This window comes from [Pseudomonas] carboxydohydrogena, from assembly GCF_029030725.1.
Classification (GTDB): Bacteria; Pseudomonadota; Alphaproteobacteria; order Rhizobiales; family Xanthobacteraceae; genus Afipia; species Afipia carboxydohydrogena.
In genome coordinates, this window is record NZ_CP113162.1 from 845730 (window position 1) to 862404 (window position 16675).

15 protein-coding genes are annotated in these 16675 nt (G+C 63.4%); 4 read left to right on the top strand and 11 right to left on the bottom strand.

What is annotated here, in order from left to right; translation table 11 throughout:
* Positions 1–17 precede the first annotated feature (17 nt).
* Positions 18–1826, top strand: a complete 1809-nt coding sequence (locus AFIC_RS04060) for a glycoside hydrolase family 15 protein (protein ID WP_275247882.1) — start codon at positions 18–20, stop codon at positions 1824–1826.
* Here the strand turns inward: AFIC_RS04060 and AFIC_RS04065 are convergent.
* From AFIC_RS04065 to tkt, 7 genes are read right to left on the bottom strand one after another with little or no spacing between them, the layout of a single operon-like run.
* Positions 1823–2626: an HAD family hydrolase gene (locus AFIC_RS04065; protein WP_275247883.1), complete on the bottom strand. Its 804-nt coding sequence runs from the start codon at positions 2624–2626 to the stop codon at positions 1823–1825. The genes AFIC_RS04060 and AFIC_RS04065 overlap by 4 nt on opposite strands.
* Positions 2623–3162 carry a gluconokinase gene (locus tag AFIC_RS04070; protein WP_275247884.1) on the bottom strand — a complete coding sequence of 180 codons (540 nt, stop codon included), beginning with the start codon at positions 3160–3162 and terminating at the stop codon, positions 2623–2625. Before AFIC_RS04070 ends, AFIC_RS04065 begins: the two co-directional genes overlap by 4 nt.
* Positions 3162–3896, bottom strand: coding sequence for a 6-phosphogluconolactonase (gene pgl, locus AFIC_RS04075; RefSeq protein WP_275247885.1), 735 nt, complete (start codon positions 3894–3896; stop codon positions 3162–3164). The genes AFIC_RS04070 and pgl overlap by 1 nt, the downstream gene beginning before the upstream one ends.
* Positions 3897–3898: 2 nt before the next feature.
* Positions 3899–5425: a glucose-6-phosphate dehydrogenase gene (gene zwf, locus AFIC_RS04080; protein ID WP_275247886.1), complete on the bottom strand. Its 1527-nt coding sequence runs from the start codon at positions 5423–5425 to the stop codon at positions 3899–3901.
* 14 nt (positions 5426–5439) lie between these two features.
* Positions 5440–6474, bottom strand: coding sequence for a phosphogluconate dehydrogenase (NAD(+)-dependent, decarboxylating) (gene gnd / locus AFIC_RS04085; protein ID WP_275247887.1), 1035 nt, complete (start codon positions 6472–6474; stop codon positions 5440–5442).
* A 9-nt stretch (positions 6475–6483) separates the two neighbouring features.
* The gene (locus AFIC_RS04090; protein WP_275247888.1) at positions 6484–9327 is read right to left on the bottom strand and encodes a bifunctional transaldolase/phosoglucose isomerase; all 2844 of its coding nucleotides are present in this window, start codon (positions 9325–9327) and stop codon (positions 6484–6486) included.
* The gene (gene tkt / locus AFIC_RS04095) at positions 9324–11417 is read right to left on the bottom strand and encodes a transketolase (RefSeq protein WP_275247889.1); all 2094 of its coding nucleotides are present in this window, start codon (positions 11415–11417) and stop codon (positions 9324–9326) included. The genes AFIC_RS04090 and tkt overlap by 4 nt, the downstream gene beginning before the upstream one ends.
* A gap of 315 nt (positions 11418–11732) precedes the next feature.
* Between tkt and AFIC_RS04100 the strand changes: the two genes are divergently transcribed.
* Entirely contained in the window at positions 11733–11969 is a 237-nt protein-coding gene (locus AFIC_RS04100; protein WP_275248640.1) for a DUF3297 family protein, read from the top strand.
* Here AFIC_RS04100 and AFIC_RS04105 read toward each other — a convergent pair whose 3' ends face one another.
* From AFIC_RS04105 to AFIC_RS04120, 4 genes are all read right to left on the bottom strand, one after another.
* A complete protein-coding gene (locus AFIC_RS04105; protein ID WP_275247890.1) occupies positions 11970–12707 on the bottom strand; it encodes a haloacid dehalogenase type II in 738 nt (245 codons plus the stop codon).
* 278 nt (positions 12708–12985) lie between these two features.
* Entirely contained in the window at positions 12986–13585 is a 600-nt protein-coding gene (wrbA, locus tag AFIC_RS04110) for an NAD(P)H:quinone oxidoreductase (protein WP_275247891.1), read from the bottom strand.
* Positions 13586–13739: 154 nt separating this feature from the next.
* Complete coding sequence (locus tag AFIC_RS04115) at positions 13740–14441, bottom strand: pirin family protein (RefSeq protein WP_275247892.1); 702 nt, start codon at positions 14439–14441, stop codon at positions 13740–13742.
* Positions 14442–14514: 73 nt separating this feature from the next.
* Positions 14515–15264 carry an SDR family NAD(P)-dependent oxidoreductase gene (locus AFIC_RS04120; protein ID WP_275247893.1) on the bottom strand — a complete coding sequence of 250 codons (750 nt, stop codon included), beginning with the start codon at positions 15262–15264 and terminating at the stop codon, positions 14515–14517.
* Positions 15265–15374: 110 nt separating this feature from the next.
* Here AFIC_RS04120 and AFIC_RS04125 point away from each other — a divergent pair, with 110 nt between their 5' ends.
* Entirely contained in the window at positions 15375–16304 is a 930-nt protein-coding gene (locus tag AFIC_RS04125) for a LysR family transcriptional regulator (protein WP_275247894.1), read from the top strand.
* A 228-nt stretch (positions 16305–16532) separates the two neighbouring features.
* Positions 16533–16658 (top strand): type B 50S ribosomal protein L36, encoded by a 126-nt coding sequence (gene ykgO, locus AFIC_RS04130; protein WP_002718645.1) that lies wholly within the window; start codon positions 16533–16535, stop codon positions 16656–16658.
* Positions 16659–16675: the final 17 nt, after the last annotated feature.

Below are 16675 nucleotides of genomic sequence, written 5' to 3' on the forward strand. Positions count from 1 at the left end.
CGTTTGCGAGGTCGGGATTGCCTTCTTCCATCGAAGACTACGCCCTGATCGGGGATTGCCTGACGACCGCGCTGGTGAGTCGTGATGGTTCGATCGACTGGCTGTGCTGGCCGACATTCGACTCCGATGCCTGTTTCGCGGCATTGCTCGGCACGCCCGAACATGGCCGCTGGAAGATTGCGCCGAAGGGCGAGGCGTTCACCGCCAAACGTGCCTATCGCGACGGCACTCTTATTCTCGAAACCACGTTCAGTTGCGAAAGCGGCACCTGCACGCTGATCGACTTCATGCCGCCGCGCGGCGAGGCGTCGGACATCGTGCGGCTGGTTCGCGGCGATGCCGGGGTGATCGAGATGCGGATGGAATTGCTGCTGCGCTTCGGCTCCGGCGCCAACGTGCCCTGGGTGCGGCGGCTCGACGACGGCACGCTGCAAGCGGTCGCTGGGCCGGATATGGTGGTGTTGCGCAGCAATGTCGAGATGCGCGGCGAGGGCATGACCACCGTCTCCGACTTCAGGGTCCATGCGGGCGAGACGTATCATTACGTGATGACTTACGATCCCTCGCATTTTCCGGTACCGGAGGCGATCGATATCGAGATCGCGCTGGAGGAGACCGAGTCGTTCTGGACGGAATGGTCGTCGCGCTGCAATTTCAAGGGCAGGCACCGCGACTTCATCCAGCGCTCGCTGATTACGCTGAAAGCCATGACCTACGCGCCGACCGGCGGCATCGTCGCCGCGCCGACCACCTCATTGCCGGAGAAGATCGGCGGGGCGCGGAATTGGGATTATCGTTTCTGCTGGCTGCGCGACGCCACCTTCACGCTGCTCGCACTGATCGATAGCGGTTATGTCGAGGAAGCCGTCGCCTGGCACGAATGGCTGCTGCGTTCGGTCGCGGGTGCGCCCGCCGACATGCAGATCATGTACAGCATCACCGGCCAGCGCCGTTTGCTGGAATGGGAGGCGGACTGGCTGCCGGGTTACGAGGACTCCAAACCGGTCCGGTTCGGCAACGCCGCGCACGCGCAGTTGCAGCTCGACGTCTATGGCGAGCTGATGGATGCCTTCCATCAGGCGCGCGTGCACAAGATCCAGCTCAACGGCGAGACATGGCCGGTCGAGACGGCGTTGTTGAAACATCTCGCGCAGGTATGGGTGGAGCCCGATTGCGGCATCTGGGAGCGGCGCGATACGCCGCGTCATTATGTGTTCTCGAAGGTCATGTGCTGGGTGGCGTTCGATCGCGCGGTTCTGGCCGTGGAAAAATTCCACAGGGAAGGGCCGGTGCAGGAATGGCGCGCCATCCGGGATCGCATCCATGCCGAGATCTGCGCCAGCGGATTCGATGCGGAGGAAAATACCTTCGTCGAAGCCTACGGCTCGAAGATGATGGATGCGAGCCTGCTGCTGTTGCCCGCCGTCGGTTTCCTCAAGCCGGATGACCCGCGCATCGTCGGCACCGTCGACGCCATCGAGCGGCGGATGATGAAGGATGGCTTCGTGCTGCGCCACGATCCACAGGAGGCGCATGACGGCGAGGTGCAGCCGATCGAGGGCGCGTTCCTGGCCTGCACGCTGTGGCTCGCGGACGCTTATGTGCTGCTCGGTCGTGTCAATGATGCGCGCGAGCTTTATCTGCGGGTGCACGGCATCGCCAACGATGTCGGTCTGATCTCGGAGGAATACGATCCCGTCTTGCGGAGGCAGACCGGAAATTTCCCGCAGGCGCTGACTCATATCGCGATGATCAACACCGCTCAGAATATTTTCGCGGCGCTGCATCCCGACAAGCCCGCCGTGCAGCGCGCCAAGAAGAACTAGACGAGCGCCAGAATTCTGTCGATGGCGGATGCGACGCCGTCTTCTTCATTGGAGGAGGTGGTGTAGGTCGCACGCTTCTTCACCGCGTCGCTGGCGTTCGCCATCGCGAAGGACATTCCAGCCTTCAGGAACATCGGCAGATCGTTGGCCATGTCGCCGATGACGGCGACTTCCTTGAGCGGAATGCCGAGACGGTTGGCGACGGATTCGACGAAGGTGCCCTTGTCGAGAGCGGGCGGCGTGACGTCGAGATAATAATTCTGCGAGCGCGCGGCGTGCGCAGCCTTGCCGAGCGTCGCCTTTAAATCGGGTTCGCATTTGGCGAGGAGATCGAAATCGTCGCTGACGCCGACGATCTTGCAGATGCCGTCGCGGGGAAGCGCATCGTTGCCGACGACTTCCGGTTCGAAATCGATGGTATGGCGCTCGCGCGCGACATAGGGCGTATCCCCGCGCCGCACCAGCCAGCGCTCCGCGGTGAACAGCCAGATCTCCACGCCCCGTTCATTGAGGAGATCAAGCGCGGCATCGACGGCATCGGGCGGGATGGTGTGGTTCTCGAGGATGGAGCCGTCCGGATTGAAGAGCGTGCTGCCGTTGAACGCGCCCATCGGCAGCGCGATCTTCAAGGGCGCCGAAAGCATCCGCATGCCGAAGGGCGGACGGCTGCTCACGGCCGTGAATGCGATACCGCGCGTGTGCAGGCGATGCACGGCGGCGATGACGCCGGGTGTCAGCCGCTTGTCGCGCGTGACCAGCGTGCCGTCGACATCGGAAACCACCAGACGAATGGGGCTCATGAGGCGCGGACTCCTGCTTTGTCCGGGAGGTGCAAGGCGGTGATGATCTCGTCCACGATGCGATCCACAGGTGCGTCGATATCCACCGTCAGAATATGTTCGCCGGGCTGTGGCGGTTCCAGTGTCTCGATTTGACTGTCGAGCAGTCGGGGCGGCATGAAATGGCCGCCGCGCTGCGTAAGGCGCTGAGCGATCAGATCGGCCGGCCCTTTCAGGTGGACGATTCGTATGTCCTTGCGGCCGTGCACGAGGATATCGCGATAGGCGCGCTTCAGCGCGGAGCAGGCGATGATGGTCGGGGTGTTGTTCTCTGCATAACTGTCGATGGCGTCCGCGATGGCATGTAGCCAGGGCATGCGATCCCGGTCGGTCAGCGGAATGCCCGCCTTCATTTTTTCAATATTCGCGGCGGGATGAAAATCGTCGCCATCAATCTCGGTGAATCCGGAGCGCGCGGCGAGCGCCTGCGAGATCGTGGTCTTGCCCGAACCGGAGACGCCCATCACGATGATGATCCTGACGGTCCCGCTCGCCATCACGCCTCACCGGATTCCGGCGCCGCGGCTTTGTCGATCAGCCACCAGGTTTCGCCGCGCGCGGATTGCGCGTGCGTGGCGGGCAGATCTTCGCCCGCGAAAACGCGGGACAGGATCGCGCGCTTGTCGTGGCCGGCAGCGAGCAGTAGCATCTCGCGGCATTGCGCGAGGCAGGGCAGCGTCAGGCTGACGCGCGGCACGAAGGGCGCGACGTGTGCTTCCGGCACGCCGACGACCCAATGCTCTGTCTCGGAGGCGGCGGGATAGCCCGGAAACAACGAGGCGGTGTGACCGTCCGGCCCGACGCCGAGCAGCACGAGGTCGAACAGCGGTGCGCCGTCCGTGCGATGGCGGGTTTGAAATTCACGCAAGGTCTGTTCGTAGGCCCGGGCGGCTTCCTCAGGCGAGGCAGCATCGATGGGGATTGCATGAATGTTCCCGGGCGGCGCGCAGCCGTCGAGGAACGCGTGGCGTGCCATGCCGATATTACTGAGGTCGTCCTCCGGCGGCACGAAGCGGTCGTCGCCGATGAACCATTGCACCCGCTGCCACGGCAATCGGTTGCGCCATTCCGGCGTCGCCAGCAATTGATAGAGCCGCTTTGGCGTGGAGCCGCCGGTAAGGCAGATCGCGGGCTCGCCGGTGTTTTCCCTGGCGCGCGCAACGACACGCTCGGCTGCCCGTTCGGCGAGGGCCACCGCGTCCCGTTCGACGATGATGCGCGGGCGGGGCATTTTCATTCACCGTCGATGGCGCGCCAGCGGCGGCCGTCGCGTTCCAGCAATTCGTGCGCTTCCTCGGGACCGTCGGTGCCGGCCTGATACATCGCAAGCCCCTTGCCGCCGGCCTTCTTCCACGCATCGAGGAAAGGCTGTACCGCCGTCCATCCGGCTTCCACGCCATCGGCGCGCTGGAACAGGATGTTATCGCCGATCATGCAATCGTAGATCAGCGTCTCGTAGCCGGTATTGGGCGAAGCCTTGAAATAATCCTTGTACTTGAACTTCATTTCCACGCCGTCGATCGTCACCTGCGGGCCCGGCACCTTGGTGTTGAATTGCAGCATGATGCCTTCGGTCGGCTCGATGCCGATGACGAGATAGTTCTGCGACAGCCGCTCCACCTCGGTGGTGCGGAACATCGAGAACGGTGCCTGCTTGAAACGGATCGCGACTTCCGTGCGCTTGGCGGCGAGCGCCTTGCCGGTGCGCAAGTAAAACGGCACGCCCGCCCAGCGCCAGTTGTCGATGGTGAGCTTCAGCGCGGCATAGGTCTCCACCGTGCTGTCGGGCGAGACATCCTGGGTCTGGCGATAATAGCCGACCTGCCGGTCGCCGATGCGGCCCGCGAGATATTGCCCGCGCACCGAATTCTTCAGCGCCTCCGCCTCGGTCTGGGTCTGGATCGCGGCGAGCGCCTCGCCTTTCTCCGAGCGCACCGAATGCGCGTCGAAGCGCGAGGGCGGCTCCATCGCCACCAGCGCCATCAACTGGAACAGATGGTTCGGAACCATATCGCGCAGCGCGCCGGTCTGCTCGTAGAAGCTGCCGCGCGTTCCGACGTCGATGGTCTCCGACACGGTGATCTGAACATGGTCGATATGGTTGCGATTCCAGATCGGCTCGAACATGCCGTTGGCGAAGCGCAGCACGAGAATGTTCTGCACCGTCTCTTTGCCGAGATAATGGTCGATGCGATAGATCTGATGTTCGTCGGCGAGCTTGAGAAGATCGGCGTTGAGTTGCCGGGCGGATTGCAGGTCGGTGCCGAACGGCTTTTCGATCACCAGCCGCCGCCACGCGCCGTCCTTTTCCCTGAGCAGGCCGGCGGCTCCGAGCATTTCGCTGATCGGCTTGAATGCGCTTGGCGGCACCGCAAGATAGAACAGGTGATTGGTGATGCCTTTATCCTTGCGCGCCTTCTCGAGCTGCGCCTTCAGGCTTTCGACGGATTTGGGATCGCTGGGGTCGGCGTGGATAGAGGTGATGCAGCCGAACAGTTTGTCGGCGATCTCCTGCGTCACCGGCCGGGTGGCGTGTTTCTCGAGCGCCTTCATCAGGTCTGTCTTGAGCGCCTTGCTCTGCGTCTCGGTGCGGGTCACGCCGACGATGCAGAACTTTTCCGGCAAGAGGCCGGATTCCTCCAGATTGTAAAGCGCGGGAATGACCAGCCGGTGGGCGAGGTCGCCGGTGACGCCGAAAATCACGAAGCAGCACGAATCCGGAATCCGCTCGCGTGCGTTCACGGTATCGGCATTCATCATAAGGAGACTCCTGCTTAATCGTCTTTCGGCTTGAGCTTCTCCGGCGCCTTGGCGCGTGGCGCATCGGGATGCTGCTGCGGTTCCTTGTGGCCGCCGAAGCCCGCGCGCATCGCAGAGAGAATCTTTTCGGCGAAGGTGTGTTCCTTGCGCGAGCGGAAACGCGCGAACAAAGCGGCGGTAATCACTTCCGCCGGCACGGACTCGTCGATGGCCGCGGCGATGGTCCAGCGGCCCTCGCCGGAATCCTCGACGAAGCCGGAATATTCATCGAGCGTGTCGTTGCGCGCGAGCGCGCTTGCCGTGAGGTCGAGCAGCCATGACGAGATCACGCTGCCGCGCCGCCAGACTTCCGCGACATCGGCGACGTTGACGTCGAAACGATGCTCGGGCGGCAACGCTTCGATATTGGCGTTCCTGAGGATGTCGAAGCCTTCGGCATAGGCCTGCATCAGCCCGTATTCGATGCCGTTATGCACCATCTTGACGAAATGCCCGGCGCCGACCGGGCCTGCGTGGATGTAGCCTTGCTCGGCACGGGGATCGCGCTTCTCGCGGCCGGGCGTGCGCGGCACGCCGCTTTCACCGGGCGCGAGCGTGGCGAAGATCGGATCGAGCCGATCGACGTTATTCTTATCGCCGCCGATCATCATGCAGTAGCCGCGCTCATAGCCCCAGATGCCGCCGCTGGTACCGACGTCTATATAATGGATGCCCTTTTCCTTCAGCGCCTGCGCGCGGCGCACGTCGTCCTGCCAGAAGGTGTTGCCGCCATCGATGATGGTGTCGCCGCTTTGGAGGATGGAGGAGAGCGCGTGGATGGTCTCTTCTGTGATCTTGCCGGCGGGCAGCATGATCCAGACGGTGCGCGGCGCTTTCAGCTTCGCCGCGACGTCTTTTAACGAGGTGGTGGCGATGGCGCCGTGTTGCGCCAGTTCGTCCACCGCCTTCGGATTGACGTCGAACACGACGACCTCGTGCTTGCCCATTTCGATCAGGCGGCGCGTGATGTTGCCGCCCATCCGGCCGAGGCCGACAAGTCCGATCTGCATGGCGTCTTCCTATGACAGTGCCTTGGCGACCGCGGCGTTGATGGCGACGAGACCTTTGGAAACGTCGCCCTTGATGTGAAGCCGCAACGCACGGCGGTCGCGCTCGGTCAGTACGTCGAAATCGCCGCGCGCCTGCGCTGCCTTGATGATGCCGAAGCTCGCCGTCTGGCCCGGCACCGCAAGGTCTTTCGCGTCGTCGGCGGTGATCTGCACGAACACGCCGCTGTTCGGCCCGCCCTTGTAGGCCTGTCCCGTCGAGTGCTGGAAGCGCGGACCGAAGCCGACGCAGGTCGCGACGTGTTTGTTGTCGCGGATCGCGATGCGCGCGGTCTGAAGCGCGGCGATGTCCTTGTCGTTATGGTCGATATAGGCGAGCAGGGCGGCGTAGTCGCCGGACTCGATGCGCGAGAAATGCGCCTTGAGCCACGAGTCCACCGTGCCGTTCGCGCCCGCCTCGCGCAGCGCTTCGGCATTGTTGCGGTCGGTATAGATCGCGAGATTGCCATCGGTGACGAGCGGTTCTTCCTGTGGCAGCGCGCCGGATTTTTCAAAGGCGGCGGTGAGCTCGCGGGTCTTGATCTTGGCGGCCTCGACGTCCGGCTGGTCGAACGGGTTGACGCCGATCACGCTGCCCGCGACCGCCGTCGCCATCTCGAAGCGGAAGAACTCCTGCCCGATATGCGCGGCATCCGTCACCGCGATGCGGATCACCGGATGACCGGCTTGTTCGAGGACTTTGAGCGAGTCTTCGCGCGAGGTGTCGCCTTTCAGCGCGAGATCGACGAACACGCGGTCGTCACCGTAGACGTCCGGCTTGCCGAGCGGCTCGTCGGCGAGCGGGATCAGCGCGCGGCCGTTCTTGCCGGTGGATTCGGCGATCAATTGTTCGGTCCACGCGCCGAAATCCGCGATCTGCGATGAGGCCGACAGCGTGACCTTGTCGCGGCCCGCGCGTGCGGCGGCACCAAGGGCGAGGCCGAGCTGGATGCCGGGATTCTCGTGCGGCGGCACGTCCGCGCCGCAGGCATGCGCCATCGCGCCCGCCGCTGCGAGAAGTTTTCCAATATCGATACCCGCCGCCGCCGCAGGTACGAGGCCGAACGGCGAGATCACCGAATAGCGGCCGCCGATGCTCGGCTCGCCATGGAAGACGTGGATAAAATTGCGCTGCCGCGCCACTTTCTCCAGCGACGAACCGGGGTCGGTGACGGCGACGAAGTGCACGCCGGGCTTCTGGCCGCTGACTTTCTCCACGCGCGCGAAGAAATAATCCATCAGCGCGTTCGGCTCGGTGGTGCCGCCGGATTTGCTGGAGACGATGAACAGCGTGCGGGTGAGGTTGATGGATTTCTCGACGCGCCGTACCTGCGCGGGATCGGTGGAATCGAGGATGTGCAGCTTCGGGAAACCCTTCGCCTGCTTGAAGGTGGTGGCGAGCACTTCAGGCCCGAGGCTCGATCCGCCCATGCCGAGCACCACGGCGTCGGTGAATTTCGCGCGCTTCACGGCGTCGGCGAAGCGCTGGTAGAGCTTGAGCGAATTATGCTCGCGTTCGACGGCATCGAGCCAGCCGAGCCATTTGGCCTCATCATGGTTGGTCCAGACCGAGGCGTCGCGCTTCCACAGCCTCCGTCCCTTGCCCTCGGCGCGCCAGTCGTCGGTCAGCGCCTTGGTGGAACGGGTGAGGTCGTCCCCGAGCGCGAGCGCCTGCGTGTCGATCTTCGCGCCCAGCATCCGCGCGCGCTTGGAGGCGACCGCGCCGAGCAACTGGTCGGCGGCTTCCGAGAACAGCCGCACGCCGTCTTCCACCAGATGATCGGTGATGGCGTCGAGCGAGATGCCGGCGAGCCGCAGGCCAGACAGGATTCCCTCGGCCTCGTTGACGTTCTCCTCCAGCGTGTCGCGCACCTTGCCGTGGTCTCGGAAAGCGTCGAGCGTCGCCGGCGGCACGGTGTTGACCGTATCCCTGCCGATCAATTCCTCGACATAGAGCACGTCGCTGTAAGCCTTGTTCTTGGTGCCGGTCGAGGCCCAGAGCAGGCGCTGCACGCGCGCGCCTTTCGCTTCCAGCGCCTTCCAGCGGTCGGTGGCGATGACCTTCTTGTAGTGCTGATAGGCGAGCTTGGCGTTGGCGACCGCAACCTTGCCTTTCAGCGCGGCCAACTGCGCCTTGCGGTCGTCGTCGTTGGCGGCGGCGATCTTGTCGTCAAGCTGCCGGTCCACGGCGGTGTCGATGCGGGACACGAAGAACGAGGCGACGCTCGCAACCTTCGAGAGATCGCCGCCGGTCGCGGCGAATTTCTCCAACCCCGAGATGTAGGCTTCCAGCACGTCGGCATAGACCTTCTGCGAGAACAGCAGCGTAATGTTGATGCTCAGCCCTTCGGCGGTGAGTTGTTCGATCGCGGGCAGGCCCTCGCTTGTGCCCGGCACCTTCACCATCAGGTTCTTGCGGCCGACCGCCTTCCACAGCCGTCGCGCCTCCTGGAGCGTGCCCTCGGTGTCGCGGGCGAGATAGGGCGAGACTTCGAGGCTGACGTAGCCGTCATGGCCGTGCAGTTCGTCATAGACCGGCCGCAGAACGTCGGCGGCGTTCTGGATATCCTCGATGGCGACGGATTCATAAAGATCGATCACCGAGCGGTCGCCGCCCTTCAGGAGCTTCGCGAAGGCTGCGTCGTATTCGTCGCCAGTGCCGATGGCTTTCTCGAAAATCGAGGGATTGGAGGTGACGCCGCGTATGCCGTCGCGCTCAACCATGGCTTTCAATTCGCCCTTGGCGATGAAGCCGCGCGCGAGGAAATCGAGCCAGATCGACTGGCCATGGGTCTGCAATTCTTTGAGAGGATTCATGATGCCTTGTTCTGTTCGATTTGACGCAATGCCGCTTCGACAACCTTATCCGGTGTGAAGCCGAATTTCTTCAACAGATCCTTCAGCGGCGCCGAGGCACCGAAAGTATGCATACCGATGATGGCGCCGGAAGGGCCTGCGTAACGATCCCAGCCGATAGTTGAGCCTTGCTCCACTGCCACCCGCGCGGTGATATGCGGGGGCAGTACGGTGTCGCGGTAGGTTTTGTCCTGTTTCTCGAACAAATCCCATGACGGCATGCTGACCACGCGGGCACGGATGCCGCGGGATTTCAGCTCCTCAAAAGCTGCGACGCACAATTGCACCTCGCTGCCGGTACCGATCAGGATCACCTGCGGCTCGCCATCGCCATCCGCCATGATATATGCGCCGCGCGCGAGACCGGAGGCGGGAGCGTATTTGCCCCGGTCGAAAATTGGCAGCGCCTGGCGGCTGAGGATCAATGCGGCGGGTTCGTCCTTGAGGCTGAAGATCACTTTATACGCCTCGCGCACCTCGTTGGCGTCGGCCGGGCGCAGCGTGACGAGGCCCGGAATGGCGCGCAGGCTCGCCAGTTGCTCGACCGGCTGATGGGTCGGGCCGTCTTCGCCGACGCCGATGGAGTCATGGGTGAAGACGTGGAAGACCGGCAACCGCATCAACGCGGCGAGACGGATCGGCGGCCGCATATAGTCCGAGAAGATCAGGAAGGTCGCGCCAAAAGCGCGCAGATGGCACAGACCCATGCCGTTGACGATGGCACCCATGCCGTGCTCGCGAATGCCGAAATGCATGTTGCGCCCGCCGGGCGTGGCCTTCTCCAGCGCGGTCATGCCTTCGCTGGTCAGCTTGGTCTTGGTCGATGGCGCGAGGTCGGCGGCGCCTCCCAGTACCCAGGGCAATTCCTCGGCGATGGCGTTGAGCACCTTGCCGGACGCTTCGCGGGTGGCAATGCTTTTCGTATCGGGCTTGAACACGGGCAGGGTGCTGGCCCAGTTCTCCGGCAACTCATGCTTCAGGCCGCGTTCGATCTGGCTTGCCTGATGGGAGTATTCCCTGGCGTAATTCCGGAAATTCTTGTCCCACGCCGCGCGTGCCGCCGCGCCGCGCTGGCCGATGCCGCTATGGAAGCGTTCGCGCACGCCGTCCGGCACGTAGAAGTCCTTGTCCTGCGGAAAGCCGAGAAAGGCCTTGGTCTTTTTGATTTCTTCCGCACCAAGCGGATCGCTGTGGATTTTCGAGGTGCCCTGCAAGTCCGGCGCGCCGTAGCCGATCACGCTGTTGACGATGATGAGGGTGGGGCGGCCCTTGGTCTCGCGGAATTCCTCCAGCGCGGCGCGGATGCGCTCGCAGTCGTTGGCGTCCGTGACATGGGTGACGTGCCAGCCATAGCCGCGAAACCGCTCCGCGACGTTTTCATCGAACGCGAGTTCGGTGTGGCCTTCGATGGTGACGGTGTTGCTGTCGTAGATCCAGCACAGATTATCCAATCCAAGGTGCCCCGCGAGAGAAGCGGCCTCCGAGGCGACACCTTCCATCAGGTCGCCGTCGCTACAGATGGTATAGACGTTGAAATCGAAAACCGTGTGCCCCGGTTTGTTGTAGTGCGCGCCCAGCCAGCGCGAGGCGATGGCCATGCCGACGCTGTTGCCGCAGCCCTGACCGAGCGGCCCAGTGGTGGTCTCGACGCCGGTGGTGTGGCTGTATTCCGGATGGCCCGGCGTCACGCTGTCGATCTGGCGGAAATGCTCGATGTCGTCGAGCGTCACCGCTTCCGCGCTCGTGACCTTGCCGTCCTTTACCCGCCTGATGCCGGACAGATGGATCAGCGAGTACAGCAGCATCGAGGCATGGCCGCACGACAGCACGAAGCGGTCGCGGTTCGGCCACAGCGGATCGGCGGGATCGTAGCGCAACACCTCCTGCCACAGCGTGTAGGCAACGGCCGCCAGCCCCATCGGCGCGCCGGCATGGCCCGAATTGGCTTTCTGCACGGCGTCGATGGTGAGAGTGCGGATGGTGTTGATACAGAGCTGATCGATGCCGGTTTGATGGGCGGTATCACCCGGTGTCGAGCGCGGAGCATCCATTGGAATTTTCCCGGCGGCTGAAAGTTAAATCCTGCGCCCCGTGCCCCGGTGGCAAAGCTATAATGCTAATAAAACGGACGTAAGACGGGATGGTTCCCCTTTCGGGCGGTATCGCGCCGTCGTGAAGATGCGCCTATGATGAGGCAATGGAGGCGCGCATGAGAGTGGCGATAGGTGTGGTGATCGGGTTGGCGATCGGCTATCTCGCGATGTATTATTTCAAAAGCGGACATTTGCCGTTCTGATCGTCTGATGACGGACGGCAGCGCATGAGCGCATGGCAGGCATGCCTGCGGCGACAATTAAAGGATGATGATGAGCAATGAATTGCCCGACCGTCTTTCGGTCGATCCCAACAGCCCGTTCTACGACGAGAAGGTTTTGTCGCGCGATATCGGCATCCGCTTCAAGGGCGTCGAGAAAACCAATGTCGAGGAATATTGCGTCAGCGAGGGCTGGGTGCGGATGAGCGTCGGCTCGGCGAAGGATCGCCACGGCAATCCGATCACCATGAAATTTTCCGGCACTGTCGAGCCGTATTTCAAGAGCTGATTATTGTCCGACGAGCTTCGGCAGGTCGGACAATGCGCGGATGCGGTGATCCGGCAGGAATCCAAGTTCGTCCATCTGCGTTCGCACGGCCTTGAACATGGTGACGGGAGCTACCGGCGCGCCGGGCTTGATCTCGGCGGCCATCGCCTGCGGCGTGACGCGTTCGATCCATGCGACGTTGAGGCCGAAGGATTTCGCGCCCGCCACGTCGAACGGATTTGACGAGACGAACATCACCTCGGCCGGTTTCACGCCGAGTTTTTTCTCGATCAGCGTGTAGGCCTGCGGCGCGGGCTTGAAGATGCGCTCGCTGTCGATGCTGATGGTGGCGTCGAGCACCCGGTTGAGGCCGGTGTTCGTCACCAGATCGTTGAGCATTTGGCTGCTGCCATTCGACAGGATCGCGAGCTTGTGGCCTTTCAGGGCCGCGAGTGCTGCCTTCGCGTCCGGATACAGGTCGAGGTGGACGTATTTGTCCATGATGCGCTCGAACACGGCCTCGCTGTAGGTGAGGCCGAGCAGCTTCAGCGAATAGACGAGCGATTCCCGCGTCACCACCGAGAAATCTTCGTAGCGCTGCATCATGCTGCGCTGCCAGGTGTATTCGAGTTGCTTCATCCGCCAGACCTGCGTGATGAAGTCGCTATGGCCGGGGAAAGCCTCCTCGGTGACCGTTGCGACCGACTGGATGTCGTAGAGCGTGCCGTAGGCATCGAACACGAAGGCCTTGATGGTCATGGGCAGTCCATTTTTGCAAAGGGTGATAGCGAACCTGAAAACGCGCGAGGGATCAGGTGCTCGTCTCAGTCGCGAGGGACGCAGACCATGACAAAAACCGCGACACGTCGCAAACGAATGGGGGCGGTAAAATCGGGTGGACCTCTCTTGATGTCGTTCCCGCCTGCGCGGGGACGACGCCCTTGCGCGTCATTGCGAGGAGCGAAAGCGACGAAGCAATCCAGCGGATGGAACGTCTGGATTGCTTCGCTTCGCTCGCAATGACGCTGACGATATGCTTACCCGTGCAGCTTCTTCGCAGTTTCGGCGATGGTGCGGCCCTGATAGCGCGCGGCATCGAGTTCGTTCTGGCTCGGCATGCGTGAGCCGTCTCCATCGGTAATCGTGGTTGCACCGTAAGGCGCGCCGCCATGGACTTCCTTGACGCCCATCTGGCCGGCGTAGCCGTAATTGAGGCCGACGATCACCATGCCGAAGTGCAGGAGGTTGGTGATGATGGAAAACAGCGTCGTTTCCTGTCCGCCGTGCTGGGTCGCGGTCGAGGAGAACGCGCCGCCGACCTTGCCGTGCAGCGCGCCCTTCGCCCATAGGCCGCCGGCCTGATCGAGGAAGTTCGCCATCTGCGAGGACATGCGGCCAAACCGCGTGCCGGTGCCTACGACGATGGCGTCGTAGTTCGCGAGGTCCTCGATCTTCGCCACAGGTGCGGCCTGATCGATCTTGTAATGCGCGGCCTTGGCGACCTCCGGCGGCACCAGTTCGGGTACGCGCTTGATGTCGACGGTGGCGCCGGTTTCGCGCGCGCCTTCGGCAACGGCGTTGGCCATCGCCTCGATGTGGCCGTAGGCGGAATAATAAAGAACGAGAACCTTGGGCATGGAAGTCTCCAGCTATGCTTGTGAGGGAATGGGTGCCGTGGCCCGGATGGGCCACGGCGTTGTCGTCAGTGCGGATGCGCCTGGCAGCGCCGGGCGCGGCCGAGCAGAGTCCGCAGGCTCAGCGTCACCGCCGGCATCGCGAGCAACAGGTCAATCATGCCGCCGTCTCCACCAGCACGAGTTCGGAGTCTTCCAGCGCGGTGATGCGCAGGTTCGGCTCGTTGCTGATCGCAACGCCGTCGCGGGCATTGGCGCGCACGCCGTTGACCTCGACCGCGCCGGTCGCGGGCACGAGATAACCCTTGTGGTTATCGTTGAGCGCGACGTCGACGCTTTCGCCGGCCTTCAGCGTGGTGCCGAGCACCCGTGCTTCGGCGCGGATCGGCAACGCATCGGCGTCATCCTTGAAGCCGCTGGCGAGCGTCACGAACTTGCCCGAGCGATCGCCCTTGGGAAAAGGCTTCGCGCCCCAGCAAGGCTGGCCGCCCTGCTGCGTCGGCTCGATCCAGATCTGGAACAGCGTGGTCTTCACCGGCTCCAGATTGTACTCGGCATGACGGATGCCCGAGCCTGCGCTCATCACCTGAACGTCGCCGGCTTCGGTGCGTCCCTTGTTGCCGAGCGAGTCCTGATGCGTGATCGCGCCTTCGCGGACATAGGTGATGATCTCCATGTCGGAATGCGGATGCGCCGGAAAGCCGGTGTTGGGCGCGATCTCGTCGTCGTTCCAGACGCGCAGCGCGCCGTGGCTCATGCGGGCGGGATCGTAGTAGCTCGCGAACGAGAAGTGATGCTTGGCGTTGAGCCAGCCGTGGTTGGCGCCGCCAAGAGAACTGAAGGGACGAAGTTCGATCATGTCATGTCCTCCAAGTGGATTGCGAAGTGAATTCTGAAAAAAACCGGACGCCATTCGTCCGGGGGCATTCGCGTTACGCGCCGAAGCCGCCATCGACGTTCAGCACCGTGCCGGTCACGAAGGACGCGCCGGGACTTGCGAGAAAGACCACGCCTGCGGCGATCTCCTCGGGCTTGCCGTAGCGTTGCAGCGCATGCAGCGACCGCTGGGCTTCCGACGAAGGCCCGTCTTCCGGGTTCATGTCGGTTGCGATCGAGCCGGGTTGCAGCACGTTGACGGTGATGCCGCGCGGGCCGAGATCGCGTGCCGCGCCCTTGGTGTAACCGACGACCGCGGCCTTGGTGGCGGCGTAATCGGCCATGCCGGGAAACGAGGCGCGGGTGGCGAGATCCGAGCCGATGGTGACGATGCGTCCGCCTTCACCCATCAGTTTCGATGCGGCGCGGATCGCGGTCACCACGCCGTCGAGATTGACCGCGTACTGGCGATCGAACGCCCGGGTGTCGGCCTTCGGATCATCGACAGTGCCGCTCACGGCGACGCCGGCATTGTTCACGAGAATGTCGAGGCGGCCGAAACGCTTGGCAACATCGCTGACAAGTTGCTCGACCTCGGCGGGCTTGCCCTGATCGGCCTTGAAGGCTTCCGCCTGCACGCCCTTGCCGCGTAACTCCCGGACAACCGCCTCGGCCTTGTCGGGCGACGCGGTGTAGCTGATCGCGATGTTCGCGCCTTCATCCGCGAGCGCGAGAGCGCTGGCCGCGCCGATGCCGCGCGAGCCGCCGGTGACGAGAGCAACCTTGCCGTTGAGAGACCTGGTCATTGGATTTCTCCGTGGTTGAAATTCGATGACCCTTGAATAGGCTTCGTTCGCTGGTGTATAAATAGAAACTATTGAAACTTATTGTTTCCAAAATTGAGATAATCAGCGCGATGTCGAAACTTCCCGATTTCGAGGCGATGGCGATCTTCGCCAAGGTGGTGGAGCTGCGCTCGTTTGCCGCCGCCGCGAGTGAACTCACGCTGTCGAAAGCGACCGTCTCCAAGGCGGTGACGCGGCTGGAGGAGCGGCTGGGCGCGCGGCTGTTCAACCGCAGCTCGCGCCGCCTCGCGCTGACCGATGCCGGGCGTGCGCTGTCGATCCGCGCGGCGCAATTGCTGTCGGACGGCGAGGAGGCCGAGAACGAGGCGCTGTCGCAGGCGGCATCGCCGCGCGGGCTGGTGCGGCTCGCGGTGCCGATGACGTTCGGCCAGCGGGTGGTCGCGCCGCTATTGCCGGAATTTCTCGCGCAATATCCGGATGTGTCGATCGACCTGCATCTCAGCGACGCGATGGTCGATCTGATCGGGGAGGGGTTCGATATCGGCGTGCGGATCGCGCGGCTGCCGGATTCCTCGCTGGTGGCGCGGCGGTTGTGCCCGATGCCGCTCTACACCGTTGCGGCTCCCTCTTATCTGAAAAAGCATGGGCGGCCGATGCACCCGATGCATCTCGCCCAGCACCGCTGCTTCACCTACGCCTACCGGACCACGCCGGAGGTCTGGCATTACACCAACGATGTGGGCGAGCAGGTCGCGGTTCGGCCGTCGGGCCCGTTGCGGATCAACAATGGCGAGGCGGTGATCCCGGCGCTGATCGCCGGGCTCGGCATCGCCGACCTGCCCGACTTCATCATCGGCGAGGCCATCGCCAAAAAGCAGGTCGAAGTCATTCTGAAGGGCTGGAGGCAGCCGGAAGGGGCGGTGCATCTGGTGATGCCGCCGGGCGGCCCGCGTCCGGCCCGCGTGGAGGTGCTGATCGAGTTCCTCGCCACCCATCTGGCGCGGCTGGGCAAGGCGGCTGGTGCGCGGCCGAGGGCGTAAACTGCCGCCGGGGCGGGAGAGTGGGATTTTCCCAAGGATTTCAGCAGGAGAGGCCGGAAAAACCAAGGCTTTTCCCGCCAGATGGGCGGAAAAAGCCTTGATTGCATTGACATTCCGCCTCGCGCTCTCTAGAAACCGGCCATCCCGGCGACGGCCTTGCCGCCCGGGCGCCCATAAATATTGATGCAACTCGGCCTGTCGATACGGCCTTTCGCAAGAGCATGTCCCATGAAGGTCCGTAACTCGCTGAAATCGCTCCGCGGCCGTCACCGCAACAACCGTCTGGTCCGCCGCAAGGGCCGGGTTTACGTCATCAACAAGGTGCAGCGCCGCTTCAAGGCGCGTCAGGGCTGATCGCCTCTGATGTTTGC

Bases quoted from the DNA above. Each gene is read 5' to 3' on its own strand.
- AFIC_RS04065 (WP_275247883.1), bottom strand. From the start codon at position 2,626: ATGAGCCCCATTCGTCTGGTGGTTTCCGATGTCGACGGCACGCTGGTC.
- AFIC_RS04070 (WP_275247884.1), bottom strand. From the start codon at position 3,162: ATGGCGAGCGGGACCGTCAGGATCATCATCGTGATGGGCGTCTCCGGT.
- pgl (WP_275247885.1), bottom strand. From the start codon at position 3,896: ATGCCCCGCCCGCGCATCATCGTCGAACGGGACGCGGTGGCCCTCGCC.
- zwf (WP_275247886.1), bottom strand. From the start codon at position 5,425: ATGATGAATGCCGATACCGTGAACGCACGCGAGCGGATTCCGGATTCG.
- gnd (WP_275247887.1), bottom strand. From the start codon at position 6,474: ATGCAGATCGGACTTGTCGGCCTCGGCCGGATGGGCGGCAACATCACG.
- AFIC_RS04090 (WP_275247888.1), bottom strand. From the start codon at position 9,327: ATGAATCCTCTCAAAGAATTGCAGACCCATGGCCAGTCGATCTGGCTC.
- tkt (WP_275247889.1), bottom strand. From the start codon at position 11,417: ATGGATGCTCCGCGCTCGACACCGGGTGATACCGCCCATCAAACCGGC.
- AFIC_RS04100 (WP_275248640.1), top strand. From the start codon at position 11,733: ATGAGCAATGAATTGCCCGACCGTCTTTCGGTCGATCCCAACAGCCCG.
- AFIC_RS04105 (WP_275247890.1), bottom strand. From the start codon at position 12,707: ATGACCATCAAGGCCTTCGTGTTCGATGCCTACGGCACGCTCTACGAC.
- wrbA (WP_275247891.1), bottom strand. From the start codon at position 13,585: ATGCCCAAGGTTCTCGTTCTTTATTATTCCGCCTACGGCCACATCGAG.
- AFIC_RS04115 (WP_275247892.1), bottom strand. From the start codon at position 14,441: ATGATCGAACTTCGTCCCTTCAGTTCTCTTGGCGGCGCCAACCACGGC.
- AFIC_RS04120 (WP_275247893.1), bottom strand. From the start codon at position 15,264: ATGACCAGGTCTCTCAACGGCAAGGTTGCTCTCGTCACCGGCGGCTCG.
- AFIC_RS04125 (WP_275247894.1), top strand. From the start codon at position 15,375: ATGTCGAAACTTCCCGATTTCGAGGCGATGGCGATCTTCGCCAAGGTG.
- ykgO (WP_002718645.1), top strand. From the start codon at position 16,533: ATGAAGGTCCGTAACTCGCTGAAATCGCTCCGCGGCCGTCACCGCAAC.